General features: G+C 67.5%; 12 protein-coding genes and 2 tRNA genes. 12 read left to right on the forward strand and 2 right to left on the reverse strand.

Translation table 11 applies throughout. The annotated features are described in order from the left end of the window. Positions 1-369 precede the first annotated feature (369 nt). From EV685_RS06105 to EV685_RS06125, 5 genes are all read left to right on the forward strand, one after another. Entirely contained in the window at positions 370-2,964 is a 2,595-nt protein-coding gene (locus EV685_RS06105) for a TonB-dependent receptor domain-containing protein (protein WP_165396726.1), read from the forward strand. Between the two features lie 145 nt (positions 2,965-3,109). Beyond that, the gene (locus EV685_RS06110; protein ID WP_420820812.1) at positions 3,110-3,880 is read left to right on the forward strand and encodes a MotA/TolQ/ExbB proton channel family protein; all 771 of its coding nucleotides are present in this window, start codon (positions 3,110-3,112) and stop codon (positions 3,878-3,880) included. A gap of 13 nt (positions 3,881-3,893) precedes the next feature. Beyond that, positions 3,894-4,316: an ExbD/TolR family protein gene (locus EV685_RS06115; protein ID WP_130481128.1), complete on the forward strand. Its 423-nt coding sequence runs from the start codon at positions 3,894-3,896 to the stop codon at positions 4,314-4,316. Between the two features lie 10 nt (positions 4,317-4,326). Next, complete coding sequence (locus tag EV685_RS06120; protein ID WP_130481129.1) at positions 4,327-4,752, forward strand: ExbD/TolR family protein; 426 nt, start codon at positions 4,327-4,329, stop codon at positions 4,750-4,752. An 11-nt stretch (positions 4,753-4,763) separates the two neighbouring features. After that, positions 4,764-5,546, forward strand: coding sequence for a hypothetical protein (locus EV685_RS06125; RefSeq protein WP_130481130.1), 783 nt, complete (start codon positions 4,764-4,766; stop codon positions 5,544-5,546). A gap of 72 nt (positions 5,547-5,618) precedes the next feature. Here the strand turns inward: EV685_RS06125 and efp are convergent, their stop codons facing one another. Then, positions 5,619-6,173: an elongation factor P gene (efp, locus tag EV685_RS06130; protein WP_130481131.1), complete on the reverse strand. Its 555-nt coding sequence runs from the start codon at positions 6,171-6,173 to the stop codon at positions 5,619-5,621. A gap of 98 nt (positions 6,174-6,271) precedes the next feature. Next, positions 6,272-7,432: an elongation factor P maturation arginine rhamnosyltransferase EarP gene (earP, locus tag EV685_RS06135; RefSeq protein WP_130481132.1), complete on the reverse strand. Its 1,161-nt coding sequence runs from the start codon at positions 7,430-7,432 to the stop codon at positions 6,272-6,274. 32 nt (positions 7,433-7,464) lie between these two features. Between earP and uvrC the strand changes: the two genes are divergently transcribed. From uvrC to EV685_RS06170, 7 genes are all read left to right on the forward strand, one after another. Beyond that, positions 7,465-9,495, forward strand: a complete 2,031-nt coding sequence (gene uvrC, locus EV685_RS06140) for an excinuclease ABC subunit UvrC (RefSeq protein WP_130481133.1) — start codon at positions 7,465-7,467, stop codon at positions 9,493-9,495. Between the two features lie 43 nt (positions 9,496-9,538). Next, positions 9,539-10,105, forward strand: coding sequence for a CDP-diacylglycerol--glycerol-3-phosphate 3-phosphatidyltransferase (gene pgsA, locus EV685_RS06145; protein ID WP_130481134.1), 567 nt, complete (start codon positions 9,539-9,541; stop codon positions 10,103-10,105). Between the two features lie 54 nt (positions 10,106-10,159). Next, positions 10,160-11,047 (forward strand): DMT family transporter, encoded by an 888-nt coding sequence (locus tag EV685_RS06150; protein WP_130481689.1) that lies wholly within the window; start codon positions 10,160-10,162, stop codon positions 11,045-11,047. 189 nt (positions 11,048-11,236) lie between these two features. Further along, positions 11,237-11,509, forward strand: a complete 273-nt coding sequence (locus EV685_RS06155; RefSeq protein WP_130481135.1) for an HU family DNA-binding protein — start codon at positions 11,237-11,239, stop codon at positions 11,507-11,509. Positions 11,510-11,535: 26 nt separating this feature from the next. Beyond that, positions 11,536-11,611: transfer RNA gene (locus tag EV685_RS06160), tRNA-Val, on the forward strand. A gap of 56 nt (positions 11,612-11,667) precedes the next feature. Then, positions 11,668-13,572, forward strand: a complete 1,905-nt coding sequence (locus tag EV685_RS06165) for a SurA N-terminal domain-containing protein (RefSeq protein WP_130481136.1) — start codon at positions 11,668-11,670, stop codon at positions 13,570-13,572. Positions 13,573-13,658: 86 nt separating this feature from the next. Next, positions 13,659-13,734, forward strand: a tRNA-His gene (locus tag EV685_RS06170). Positions 13,735-13,814: the final 80 nt, after the last annotated feature.

Consider the following 13,814-nt stretch of genomic DNA (forward strand, 5'->3'; position numbering starts at 1 on the left):
GTCAGATCAGAGCGATCAGATTCTGCAGAATTTGTTGCATGTGCGCGACGGCTACTTGCGCGGTAGTCACCGACTCCAGCGTACATCTCGCGGAAGTCACGCTGACCCCCCCGGTTCGACTTCGACAATGACGGTTTGCTGATTCAGCCTACCGACTTGTCGCGCATGTCATCTACGCATCGGGCCCCCAGGCGCCACCAGAAGCCTTCCCGCGCCCATCACCTGACGCGGGCCCTGTCGATCCGCCTGTGTGCGCTTGGCTTGGTCGTCTGCACGTCGTCTGTCCATGCGGCTGATGGGTCTCGCGACGTGGCCGATCCCATCGCCGCCACGGGCCAACTACCGCGCGTTGAGATCACGGGCAGTCTGTTGCGACGCCCCGATGGCGATGTCGGTGCCCCCATCACGGTGCTGCGGGCGGTGGAGTTGCGCCAGCGCGGCGTGACCACCCTGGCGCAGGCGTTGACCTACGTCGCGGCCAATCAGTCGCGTGTCGACGTGGCTGACAGCGTGGGCAATCTCAACGGCGGCAAGGCAGAAGTCGATCTGCGCGGGCTCGGCGTCACGCTCGGGTCCGGATCGGCTCGCACGCTGGTGTTGCTCGACGGCCGGCGGCTCGTCAACCATCCCTATGACGGCGCTTCCGTCGACGTCCACGCGATCCCGCTCGCGGCGGTCGACCGCATCGAAGTGCTGCGCGATGGTGCGTCTGCGGTCTATGGCGCGGACGCCATCGGCGGCGTCGTCAACGTGGTCCTGAGACGAGAGGTGGACGCCAACGAGATCGCGGCCGAGGCCCAGGGTTCAACCCTGGGCGGCGGGCTCGTGCGGCGCTTTTCGCTGGTCAGTGGGTCGTCGGACGACACCGGGTGGCGCTGGATGCACGCGCTCGACCTGCGCGACCAGCAACGCCTGCCGGCCCATCGTCGCGCGGCCTCGCGCACGGGTGTCCTGCTGGGCGACACCGATCGGCTGACCAGTTATTACGGTCATCCCGGATCGATCAATGGCTACGACCCGGCCGCGCCGACGTGTGCGCAGCCGAACTCGGTGCTGGGCAGCCAGGGCCTGTGTCGCTACGACATCGCGGCAACCGTCGATGCGATCCCGGCCAACCAGCAGCGGCTGGCGCTGCTGCGGGTGGAACGAGACCTGGGGACCGGCTGGGCCTTGAGCGCCGACCATGTCTGGTCGCGGCATCAAGTGGTGGCCAACAGCGGTGCCGCGTCGGTCGACCTCTTCATGCCAGCCGGCACCCCGTTCTTCCCCAACGTGCCCCCCGGCGTCGTGCAAGACGTGCCGGACCTCTATGGACCCGATCCCACCCTGCAGGTACCCGGCGGCCTTGTCTCCTGGCGTGAACTCGCGGCAGGACCCCGCATCCGATCGGCGACCACCTTGTCGGGTCGGACGCTGCTGGGACTGCGTGGTGAGCTGTCGGGCGGCTGGTCTCTGGAAACCGCCGTTGGGCGCGCCCGCAGCAGCAGCGTCGAGCGCGTGCGATCGGGCTTCGTCGACGACAACCTGATGCAGCAAGGCGTCTGGGACGGCCTGATCAACCCCTTCGGTCCGCAGACCTTGGCGGGCCAGCAGGCCATTGAGGCGGCGCAGGTCCGCGCCGTCGTGCAGTCCGGACGTGCCACGCAGGATGTGGTCGACCTGAAGCTTCGGGGCGACCTGATGCAGACGTCGCTCGGACCGGTACCTGCCGCCTTCGGACTGGAGCACCGCCGTGAACGCTCGGCCTTCCAGGTCGCCGACGGGGTGTCGTCTCTGTCCAGCCTCGGTCTCGATGCCGGGGCTGACACCGAGGGCGGGCGGCGCATCGATGCCTTCCATACCGAGCTGCTCTGGCCCCTGGCCGAACGGATGGACCTGACAACGGCCTTCCGGGTCGATCGCTACGACGACATCGGCACGGCCCTGAGCCCCAAGGTGGCGCTGCGCTGGCGGCCGACGCCGACCTGGACCCTGCGCGGCAGCTACGGCACCGGTTTTCGTCCGCCCACTCTGTACGACCTGCACCGGCCCAGCGCCCTGGGCTACACCGCCGATGTCCGTGACGACCCGCTGCTTTGCCCAGGCGGCACGGCGATCAACGGCCTGTCCACGGCCGATCAGGCGCTGGCCTGTGGCGTTCAGTTCCGGGTCCGAAGCTCGGGCCCGGCCGCCAACGGGCAGCCCTTGTCCAGCCTGGCGCCCGAGCGCTCGCGTCAGTTCACGCTGGGCAGTCACTGGTTGCCCATCCCGACGCTGAGCGTCGCGCTCGATGTCTGGCAGATCCATGTGCGCCAGGCCATCGGCGCCTTGGCCGATGGGGCTGTGTTTGACGATCCGTCGCGCTATGGCGCCCGCATCGTGCGCTGCAGCCAGTTGCCGATCGGACCCGGCGAAGGACTGCGGCGCGACGACTTTCCGGCCTGCTTGAGCGGCACCGCCGACACCATCGCCTACGTGGATCTGCCGACTCAGAACCTCGGCGCGCTGCGCACGCACGGGCTGGACCTCGGCCTGCAGTGGCTGATCTCGCGCGGACCATCCGGGCGCTGGTCCGTCCGGCTGGATGGCACCCGTGTGCTGAGTCACCGCTACCAGCGTGAGACCGGTGGGGCGTGGCGCGAGGCTGTCGGGGTCTATGGCGATGACGGTCCGGTGCTGCGCTGGCAGCATGTGGCCACCTTGAGCTGGCAGCGCGGCGACTGGCTCGTCAGTGGCTCGCAACGCTACCGCTCCGGCTACCAGGACCAACTGGCCATGCGCCGCGTGGTGGCCGACATCACCCACGATCTGGGGGTGCAGTGGCGTGTTTCCGAGACCTGGCTCACGACCTTCACGGTCCGCAACCTGTTCGACCGTGACCCGCCGCTGAGCCTGCAAACCCGCTCATTCCAGGCTGGCTATGATCCGCGCCTTGCCGACCCGACCGGGCGTGTGTTCGGGCTCCAGGTGTCGGCCAGCTTCTGAAAATCGGGCCTGTTCGCCAGGCCGCTGCCTGCGATAAGAGGACGATATGACGGGTCAGCCCGAGCTTCAACCAAGGCCTCTGTGCCGACGCTTTCGCGTCATGCTTTGGCAGGCTCATCCAGTGAGCCTGCGGCGCCAACGGCTCATGCCATCGGCTGTCGTGCTGGCCGCCGGTTTGCTGCCGATGCTGGCCTGTGCCCAGGCAGCATCCGAGGCCATGGCCACGCAAGCGGTCGACGTCGCCTCAGCGGCGATCGACAACCCCTACGGTTTGCAGGCCCTCTGGGCCGGCAGCGATCTGGTGGCTCGCCTGGTGCTGTTGATGCTGGCCCTGATGTCGGTGGGCAGCTGGTATGTGATCGTCGTCAAGCTGATTGAACAGTCCCACATCGGTCGACATGCGCGTGAAGCCCAGGCACGCTTCTGGGTGGCCACTGACCTGCAACAGGGCATCGAGGCGCTGGACGCGGCAAGCCCGTTCCGGGCCTTGGCGAACTCTGGCGTCGACGCCACGCGCAAGCACGACGGCCTGCTTGGCCAGATCGACCTGAACACCTGGGTCACGATGTCGATCCAGCGCGCCATCGAACGTGTCAACTCGCGGCTGCAGGGCGGCCTGGCCTTGCTGGCCACGGTCGGTTCGACGGCGCCGTTCATCGGCCTGTTCGGCACGGTCTGGGGCATCTACCACGCGCTGACCGCCATCGGCGTGGCAGGACAGGCCTCGATCGACAAGGTTGCCGGCCCGGTCGGCGAGGCATTGATCATGACCGCCATCGGACTGGCCGTGGCGGTGCCTGCCGTGCTGGGCTACAACTGGCTCGTGCGTCGCAACAAGGCCGCGATGGACGAGGTTCGTGCCTTTGCTGGCGACCTGCACGCGGTCTTGCTGGCACAGGCCGCGCAGGCGCGCTGAGGGCGGCGCACACATGGTCTTCGAGCCGATCAAGGACGATGGCGACGAGGTCATCGCCAGCATCAACACCACGCCGCTGGTGGACGTGATGCTGGTGCTGCTGATCATCTTCCTGATCACGATTCCGGTGGTGAACCTGTCCGCGCCAGTGGCCTTGCCCAAGGAACGCAACCAGCCGCGCCAGAGCCAGCCCGACAACATCATCGTGTCGGTCGATGCCCGTGGCGGACTGCACTGGTTCGACCAGCCCTTGAAGGACCGCGACGCGCTGCTTGCCCGGCTGCGCGACGTCGCCCAGCGCCAGCCGCAGCCCGAGGTGCATCTGCGCGGCGATGCGACGGCCCGCTATGCGATGGTCGCGCCGGTGTTGCAGGCCTGCACGCTGGCCGGCATTGCCAAGGTGTCGTTCATCACCGAACCGCCACCCCGTCAATGAGTCTGCAGACATGGCGATGACCCCGCTGGGTGGATCAGGCGACGACGACGCGCCGATCATGGACATCAACACCACGCCGCTGATCGACGTGATGCTGGTGCTGCTGGTGATGCTGATCATCACCATCCCGATCCAGCTTCACGCCGTCGACCTGCGTCTGCCGGTCTCCAAGACGGTGGCCACTGCGCCGCCGCCGGTGCCGGTGACGCTGCGCATCGGTGCCGATGACACGCTCAGCTGGAACGGTGAACCGCTGGCCGACCGCGCCGACCTGCAGCGCCGCATGGCCGCGTTGGCGGCGCAGCCGACCGGCGTGCCGCTGCGCATCGAGTCCGACGGCCGCGCGAGCTACGGGGCACTGGCCAGCGTGATGGTCGCCGCCGACCAGGCCGGCCTGCGCCGGCTGGGCGTGGCCAGCGTGCCAGTCGGGCCGTGAGGATCTCGGCGATGAACGTGCGTCACACGGGGATCGACGAGGTGGCTGAACAGGCGGCGCTGGACGCTTCGCGTCGCACCCGCCGCATCGGCCTGTCGCTGGTCGTGGGGCTGCACGTGCTGATGGGCTGGTGGCTGCTGCAACCGACGCTGCGGGAGTTGCCGGCTCGGTTGAAGGTGATCGAGGCGGCGATCCTGGATGCGCCGCCACCGCCGCCGCCGCCGCCCCCTGCGCCCGCCCGACTGGTCGAGGCACCCCGGCCCGTGACACCCCCGAAGGCCCCGCCGCCGCCGGCACCCGTGCCGCCACCGCCGCCGACACCTGCACCCACACCCAGTCCGGCGCCGATACCGGCGGCGATACCTGCGCCGACGCCTGAGCCTCGGCCGATCGACCCCCTGCCGATTCCGGCACCGCCGGCTCCGGCTCCGGCGCCACCCGCGCCGTCACCGCCACCGACACCGACACCAGCTGCCGCGCCAGCCACGGCTCCGGCTCCGCCTGTCCCGGCGACGCGTGGACCTGTCGGCGTCGAAGTCGCCGTGGTCTGCCCTGGCTACCGTCGCATCCTGGAGTCCACGCTGGCCGACGAGTGGAACCGTGTCGGTATCACCGGCGTGGTCGAGGTGCTGATCAAGGTCCGAGGCAGCCAGGTGGTCGACGTGCAGGCTCTGTCCGGCCCGAAGGAATACCACCGCGCCGTGCAGCGGGCGGTGCGGCGCTTCAAGTGCAGCGTGGATGGCGCCGAAGAGCGCGACGTGCGGCTGGAGGTCAGCTTCCGCGAGGTGGGCTGAGCGCAGGTCATCAGCGCATCGGCCAAGAAAAAGGCGCCTCGTGAGGCGCCTTTGTGCTTCAAGCGGCGTGGATCAGACGCGCTTGCGGTACTCGTGGGTGCGGGTGTCGATTTCGATCTTGTCGCCCTGGGCCACGAAGATGGGAACCGGGATCTCGAAGCCGGTGGAGATCTTGGCGGGCTTCAGAACCTTGCCCGAGGTGTCGCCCTTGACGGCCGGTTCGGTCCAGGTCACTTCACGGACCAGCGAGGTCGGCAGTTCGACCGAGATGGCCTTGCCGTCGTAGAACACGACTTCGGCCTGCATGCCGTCTTCCAGGTAGCTGATGGCGTCGCCCATGTTCTCGGCCTCGACCTCGAACTGGTTGAAGTCCGTGTCCATGAAGACGTACATGGGGTCGGCGAAGTAGGAGTAGGTGCATTCCTTCTTGTCGAGGATGACCTGATCCATCTTGTCGTCGGCCTTGAACACGACTTCGGTGCCGGAGTTGTTCAGCAGGCTCTTGAGCTTCATGCGCACGGTGGCAGCATTGCGGCCACCGCGGCTGTATTCAGTCCTCAGCACGACCATCGGGTCCTTGCCCTGCATGATCACGTTGCCGGCGCGGATTTCCTGTGCAATCTTCATCTCGGTGTCCCAGTTTCCCAGTTGGTCTCGGAGGGCGGTCTTGGAAGGTGTTCCAGGCGGACGTCGCGGCCCCGCTGCCCTGCGCAAAGCCCGCGATTCTAGACGGTTTGACTGGCAACCCGATGGCGGGCGACGAAGTCCAGCAGCCGGGACACCAGATCGCTTGGTCTGGACAGCGCCATCGCCTGTTGGTGTGCCCAGTGCTGCCAGACCGTCCAGAGCGGCTTAGGCGGCAACAGGTCGGCCCACGCGGCGGCGGCTTCGGGGTCGTCTGACAGCCCGTTCCAGGATCGCCACACGGTCGACAGCGCCGCAGCCAGTCCGGTCGGGGCACCGCTCAGGTAGAGCGCCAGAAATGCTTCGAGCTTGTCGGCGTGGGCGCCGTCGTCCTGCGGATAGAGCTGCCAGACCAAGGGCTTGCCGGCCCAGATCGCGCGGACCAGCGAGTCCTCGCCGCGCACCAGGTTGAGGTCGCTGCGGCGAAGTTGTTCATCGAAGCCGGGCTGCGACACCAGTGGCAAGGCTCGCCAGGTGAGACGCCCGTCGCGGGTCGGTCCGGCCAGTTGGAGCGCCAGACCCAGCTGCTCCTGCACCACGCGGGTCGACCAGCCGGGCGTCACGTCGACGCAGGCGCCGCCGGGCAAGGTGGACAGCGCATCCCGAAAGGCGCTCAGGCCCGGTGGGTCGTAGCTGAATAGCGTGAGGTGCAGCGGACGGTCGAGCGCGCGAGGGGACGGTGCCAGTGCCACGCCGGCCCCGCGCAAGAGCCCGCCGGTCGTCTCGGTGAAGCCGGGGTAGAAGAACCACTTGTCGAGCCCGCGGCCCGGTCCGGCCATCTGCGGCGAACGCAGGCCGTGGGAGCGCTCGACATAGGCCTCGGCGCTCAGGTATTCGAGGTTGATCCACAGCGGTGGCGCGTGGCATGCGGCCATGCGTTCGACGAAGGCTGCTGGCGGGTCACAGCCGAAGGCTTCGACGACGACGTCAAGAGGCACCTCGTCGGCCAGCGGATCACGCCACGGCAGCACCTGCACGCCCGCCGCACCTTGTGGAGCCATCCAGGCCAGCGCGCTGGCATCGTCGATCCACAGGCGCACGGCATGGCCACGCGCGGCCAGGTCGGCCGACAGGCGCCAGCACACCCCCACATCGCCGTGGTTGTCGATGACGCGACAGAAAACGTCCCAGCGCAGGCCAGGCGCGAGGGCAGGGCGGTCGGCAGGCTTATGGGTCGGCGGGAATGGCGGGATCGGCGTCATGGTGCACAGGTCGAAGACGGCAAAATCTTCGCATGCACCCGGACCCCGCCAACGACGCCACGCCAGCCTCGCCTGAAGAACAGACGGCTGCAGCCGCGCCGGTCGCGGCGAACGAGCCTGCCAGCGCTCGCGAGCTGACCTGGCAGCGCCTGCTGATCGAGGTCGCCGCCTTGCCACAACTGCCGGGCGTCTACCGCTACTTTGACGCTCAGGGCGGTCTGCTCTACGTCGGCAAGGCGCGCAACCTGCGCAAGCGTGTTTCGAGCTACTTCCACAAGGATCACGCCGGCACGCGCATCGGCCACATGGTCGGCCGCATCGACCGGCTCGAGACCACGGTGGTGCGCAACGAGGCCGAGGCGCTGCTGCTTGAGAACAACCTCATCAAGACGCAGAACCCGCGCTTCAACATCCTGTTCCGGGACGACAAGAGCTACCCCTATCTCAAGCTGGTCACGCACGAGTTTCCGCGGGTGGCTTATTTCCGTGGCGCGGTCGACCGGCGACACCGCTACTTCGGGCCCTACCCGAGCGCATGGGCCGTGAAGGAAGGCATCCAGTTGATCCAGAAGGTCTTCATGCTGCGGACCTGCGAGGACACGGTCTACGCCAACCGAACCCGGCCCTGCCTGCTGTTCCAGATCCACCGCTGCTCGGGACCTTGTGTCGGCGAGATCAGCCGCGAGGACTACGCCCGCGACGTGCGTGATGCCGTGCGCTTCCTCGACGGCGAGACCGAGGCCGTGCTGGCCGGCCTGCAGGACGAGATGATGGCCGCCGCCGAGGCCTATGAATACGAGAAGGCTGCCGAGGTGCGCGACCGCATCGGCGCGCTGTCCAAGGTGCTGCACCAGCAGGCCATCGACACCGGTGACGACCGCGACGTCGACGTGCTGGCGGTCAAGGTCCAGGGCGGCAAGGCCTGCGTCAACCTGGCCATGATCCGGGGCGGCCGACACCTCGGTGACCGGGCCTACTTCCCGGCCCACATCGAGGACGCGCTGGCCTTGAGCGCGGCAGAAGCCGACGACGCGAACAGCGATGAGGCCGATGAAAACGGCCACGTCGTCGCATCGACGGAAGCACGCAGCGCCGAGCAAACCGTGCTGGAGGCCTTCATGGCGCAGCACTACCTGGGCGTCGACTGCCCCGCCTTGCTGGTCACCAGCCATGCGGTCTCGCGTGATCTGCTGGACGCACTGGGCGGTCCGTCGCAACGACGCATCAGCGCCCAGCACCAGCCGCGCGACCAGCGCCGGATCTGGCTGGACATGACCATCAAGGGCGGCGAGATCGCGTTGGCCCGCCTGCTGGCCGAAGAAGGCTCGCAACAGGCCCGCACCCGCGCGCTGGTCGAGGCGCTGGACCTCGCACCCGAAGGCGAGGACGCCGCGCTCGACAGCCTGCGCATCGAGTGCTTCGACATCAGCCACACGCAGGGCGAGGCGACGCAGGCCTCCTGCGTGGTGTTCGAGGCCCACCGGATGCAACCCGCCCAGTACCGGCGCTTCAACATCACCGGCATCCAGGGCGGCGACGACTATGCCGCGATGCGCCAGGTGCTGCAGCGGCGTTACGCCAAGCTGGTTGAAGCCGCGCGGCAAGGCGAAGGGCGATTGCCGGATCTTGTGCTGATCGACGGCGGCAAGGGCCAGGTCGGCGTGGCGCGCGAGGTCTTCGAATCGCTCGGCATCGATCTGTCCATCATCGTCGGCGTCGAGAAGGGGGAGGGCCGCAAGGTCGGTCTGGAGGAACTGGTCTTCGCCGACGGGCGCGACAAGGTCTACCTCGGTCGCGACTCGGCCGCGTTGATGCTGGTCGCACAGATCCGCGACGAGGCGCACCGCTTCGCCATCACCGGCATGCGCGCCAAGCGGGCCTCGGTGCGCACGGGTGGCAGCCGCCTGGAAGACATCCCGGGCGTTGGCCCGAAGAAGCGGGCCCGGCTGCTGCAGCGCTTCGGCGGCGCTCGGGGCGTCGCACAGGCCAGCGTCGACGAGCTCGCGGGGGTCGAAGGCATCTCGGTTGAGCTGGCGCAGCAGATCCACCAGGCCCTGAGGTGAGGACGCGACGGGCTGTCGTGTGAACCTGTGCACAATCCCCACCATGTTCACGACGCTACCAACGCTGTTGACCTGGGCCCGCATCGTGGCCATTCCGCTCATCGTGGGCATCTATTACCTGCCGTGGACGATCGAACATCGCAATGAATCGGCCACCGCGCTGTTTGTGCTGGTCGCGCTGACCGACTGGCTGGACGGCTACCTGGCCCGCAGGCTCAACCAGACCTCGGCCTTCGGCGCCTTCCTCGATCCGGTGGCGGACAAGCTGCTCGTCTGCGCGGCGTTGCTGGTGCTGCTGCAACTCGATCGTGTCCACGCCCTGGTGGCGCTGGTGATCATCGGGCGCGAGATCACCATCTCCGCGCTTCGGGAATGGATGGCGCAGATCGGTGCCTCACGCAGCGTGGCCGTGCACATGCTCGGCAAGCTCAAGACAGCAGCCCAGATGATCGCCATTCCCTTCCTGCTGCTCGATGGTCGTTTGTTCGGCCTGTTCGACACGCGCTACTGGGGCAGTTGGTTGTTGATCGTTGCGGCGCTGCTGACGATCTGGTCCATGGTCTATTACCTGCAGAAGGCGGTGCCCGAGATCCGCGCAAAGGTCCGCTGAGTGGCGGTCGCAGGCTCGACGCCGTCGACCAGCGGCGACCGCTGGATCGCCGCCATGCCGGCCGTGTTCGTGCTGATCTGGAGCACCGGATTCGTTGTCGCACGTTATGGGATGCCGCATGCCCCGCCCTTCACCTTCCTGGCGGTGCGCTTCTTCCTGTCGATGCTGTGCCTGGGTCTGTGGGCCCGGCTGGCTGACGCCGCGTGGCCGACCAGCGCCAAGCAGTGGGGGCACCTGGCCGTCACCGGCTTGCTGATGCAGGCGGGCTATCTCGGTGGCGTTTGGGCGGCCGTGCGCTGGGGCATCGGCGCCGGCACCGTGGCCTTGATCGTTGGCCTGCAGCCCTTGTTGACGACGCTGTGGGTCACGGCACGGCCTGGCGCTGCGGTCGGGTCGGCGGGTCATGAACGACTGGGCCGGCGCCACTGGGTCGGGCTCTTGATGGGCCTGTGTGGCCTGGCGCTGGTGGTCGGTCCGAAGCTGGGCCATGGCGAGGTGACGCCGATCAATCTCGGCCTGGCCCTCGTCGCGCTGCTCAGCATCACGGCCGGCACGCTTTATCAGAAGCACCACGTGCGTCCATGTGATGTGCGCACGGCTGGCGGCGTGCAGATGATGGCCGCTCTGGCGCTGACGGCACCCATCGCGCTGGCCGAGCTGACCTTGGGTGGTGCGACGGTCGACCTTCACCCCGATCTGTTCGGTGCCATGGCGTGGTCGGTACTGGTGCTGACGCTGGGTGGCAGCTCGCTGCTCTACCTGCTGATCGCACGCGGCGCGGCCACCCGCGTCACCAGCTTGATGTACCTGGTCCCGCCGTGCACCGCCGTGCTGGCTTGGCTGCTGTTTGACGAACGGCTTGATGCCAGCATGGCCGCTGGCATCGTGCTGAGCGTGTCGGGCGTGTTGCTGGTGGTTCGCAGCCCGTCGGCCCGGTCCTGATGCCGGCTGCCTGCCTGCGTGAACGACTGGCGCAGCCCCCGGTCCTGGCGTTCGGATGGGTGATGGCGGGGCCTTAGAATCCGGCGCCGCAGCCTGGGCAAGGCGGTTCGATCCGGACCGCTTGCATCACCAGGCGCAGACCGTGGTCCGTGCCGATGCGTAGGGGGCGCAAGTCCCGAGGATGCTTCCGTGAACAAGTCCGAACTGATCGAACACATCGCCGAACAGGCCGACATCTCCAAGGCTGCCGCTGCGCGGGCTCTGGAGGCCGTGATCGGCGGCGTCGGTACTGCCTTGCGCAAGGGCGACAGCGTGGCATTGGTCGGCTTCGGCACGTTCTCGGTCACCAAGCGCGCGCCGCGCGCAGGCCGCAACCCGCGCACAGGCGCGGCCATCAAGATCAAGGCCAGCAAGGTGGCGAAGTTCCGACCGGGCAAGGCCCTGCGGGACGCCATCAACTGAAACCAGATCGGATTTCTGCACACGACGGGTGCTTAGCTCAGTTGGTAGAGCGGCGCCCTTACAAGGCGTAGGTCGGGGGTTCGAGCCCCTCAGCACCCACCACCGTCGTGTGACACCGGTCATCCCCATCACGTCACGACGCCACCCCGAGAGTCTCCATGTTCGATTTCGTTCGTCGCCACAACCGCCTGCTGCAGCTCGGCCTGGTGATCGTGATCTTCCCGTCATTCGTCGCCTTCGGCATCCAGGGCTATCAGAGCTTCAACGAGAGCAACCTCGCCGTCGCCCATGTCGACGGGCAGCCGATCACGCAGGCCGAATGGGATGCAGCCCACCGCGACCAGGCCGAGCGCATGCGCGCGAACATGCCCAACGTCGATGCCAAGCTGCTCGACAGCCCGATGGTGCGGCAGCAGGTGCTTGAGCAACTGGTGCGCGAACGGGTGATGTTCGCCGCAGCGCGCGACCTTAGGCTCGATCCGACCGACCAGCGTCTGCAGCGGCTGTTCCGCAGCGACCCCAACTTCGAGAGTCTGCGCAACCCCGATGGCTCGGTCCGCGCCGAGCTGCTGTCGATGCGCGGCATGACTTCGGCGCAGTTCGCGCAGCAGCTCAAGCAGGACGTGGCGATGCGCCAGGTGATGCTGGGTCTGGGGGCTTCCGTGCCGGCATCGACCGCCGTGACCACGCGGGCGCTCGATCCTTATTTCCAGCAACGCGAGATCCAGGTGGCGACTTTCCCGGTCCAGGACCAGCGCGCCAAGGTCCAGGTCAGCGATGCCGAACTGAAGGCCTTCTACGACGACGAGAAGAACGCGGCCCGCTTCCAGTCGCGCGAGACGGTCTCCTTCGAGTATGTGGTGCTCGACGTTGCGTCGGCCGCACAGTCCGTGACCCTGGCGGCCGACGATGTCCGCAAGTTCTACGACGAGAACGTGTCGCGCTACGAGACGCCGCAAGAGCGCAACGCGCGCCACATCCTCGTCAAGATCGATTCATCAGCCAGTGCCGACGACAAGGCCAAGGCCCGCGCCAAGGCCGAAGGCCTGCTCCAGCAGATCAAGGCGGATCGCAAGGCATTTGCCGAGCTGGCCCGCAAGCAGTCGGATGACCCAGGCTCGGCCGCGCAAGGTGGCGACCTGAGCTGGATCTCGCGCGGCGCGATGGTCAAGCCCTTCGAGGACGCGGTCTATGGCCTGGGCAAGGGCGAACTCAGCGGCATCGTCGAGAGCGAGTTCGGACTCCACATCGTCGAGGTGCTGGACATCCGTGGCGGCGACCGCCGCAGCTTCGAGAGCGTGCGTGGCGAGATCGAGGCCGAGGTGCGCCAGCAACTGGCCCAGAAGCGCTATGCCGAACTGGCTGAACAGTTCACCGATCTGGTCGAGCAGGAAGACAACCTGCAGGCCGTGGCCACCAAGCTGAAGTTGACGATCCTGAAGGCCGACAAGTTCGGCCGTGGTGATCCGGCCAGCACGCCGTTGCTCGGTAATCCGAAGCTGATCGAGACCTTGTTCGACCCGCAGACGCTGGCCTCCAAGCGCAACTCGGCGCCCATCGAACTCGGCGGCAACCAGCTGGCAGCGGTGCACGTCACCGAACATGCGCCCTCACGTCGCCAGACGATGGAAGAACTCGGCGATCGGCTGCGCCAGCTGGTGATCGACCAGAAGGCCGCCGCTGCCGCCGTCGCAGCAGGCAAGGCTGCGCTCGAAAGCTGGAAGCAGCAGCCCGCCGGCGCGGCCCTTGGTGCGGCGATGACGGTGTCCCGCTTCGAACCCCGCGGCCAGACGCAGGCCGTGTTGACGGCGGTGATGCGTGCGGCGACCGACACGCTGCCCGCATGGGTGGGCGTGGACCTCGGGCAGGGCGGATACGCGATCGCCCGCATCAACAAGGTCCTCGGTGCCGATCCGGCCGTGATGGAGCCGCAGCGCGCCGCGCTTCAATACGCGCAGCTCTGGACGCAGGCCGAGACCGCTGCGTACTACAAGGCCCTGCGCAAACAGTTCAAGGCCGAGGTCACCGCGCCGGCTGCGGCCGCGTCGTCCGTCGCGCGCTGATGTCGATCGACGCCCTTTGCGTCGATGAAAAACAGCACCTGTGACTGGACAGTCGAGAGTCTCAGGCTATACTTTATGTCTCTGCGGTGGCTGTAGCTCAGTTGGTAGAGCCCCGGATTGTGATTCCGGTGGTCGTGGGTTCGAGTCCCATCAGCCACCCCACCGCACACGAAAAAACGCCCGGCTTGCCGGGCGTTTTGCATGGTGGCCCGCCAAGCTGGCCTGCCACTCTGGCTTCCCAT

It is taken from the genome of Sphaerotilus mobilis (genome assembly GCF_004216565.1).
GTDB classification, from domain to species: domain Bacteria; phylum Pseudomonadota; class Gammaproteobacteria; order Burkholderiales; family Burkholderiaceae_C; genus Sphaerotilus; species Sphaerotilus mobilis.

Excerpts from the sequence above, each read along its gene's own strand:
- EV685_RS06110 (WP_420820812.1), top strand. The coding sequence starts at position 3,110 with ATGCCATCGGCTGTCGTGCTGGCCGCCGGTTTGCTGCCGATGCTGGCC.
- EV685_RS06115 (WP_130481128.1), top strand. The coding sequence starts at position 3,894 with ATGGTCTTCGAGCCGATCAAGGACGATGGCGACGAGGTCATCGCCAGC.
- EV685_RS06120 (WP_130481129.1), top strand. The coding sequence starts at position 4,327 with ATGGCGATGACCCCGCTGGGTGGATCAGGCGACGACGACGCGCCGATC.
- EV685_RS06125 (WP_130481130.1), top strand. The coding sequence starts at position 4,764 with ATGAACGTGCGTCACACGGGGATCGACGAGGTGGCTGAACAGGCGGCG.
- efp (WP_130481131.1), bottom strand. The coding sequence starts at position 6,173 with ATGAAGATTGCACAGGAAATCCGCGCCGGCAACGTGATCATGCAGGGC.
- earP (WP_130481132.1), bottom strand. The coding sequence starts at position 7,432 with ATGACGCCGATCCCGCCATTCCCGCCGACCCATAAGCCTGCCGACCGC.
- uvrC (WP_130481133.1), top strand. The coding sequence starts at position 7,465 with ATGCACCCGGACCCCGCCAACGACGCCACGCCAGCCTCGCCTGAAGAA.
- pgsA (WP_130481134.1), top strand. The coding sequence starts at position 9,539 with ATGTTCACGACGCTACCAACGCTGTTGACCTGGGCCCGCATCGTGGCC.
- EV685_RS06150 (WP_130481689.1), top strand. The coding sequence starts at position 10,160 with ATGCCGGCCGTGTTCGTGCTGATCTGGAGCACCGGATTCGTTGTCGCA.
- EV685_RS06165 (WP_130481136.1), top strand. The coding sequence starts at position 11,668 with ATGTTCGATTTCGTTCGTCGCCACAACCGCCTGCTGCAGCTCGGCCTG.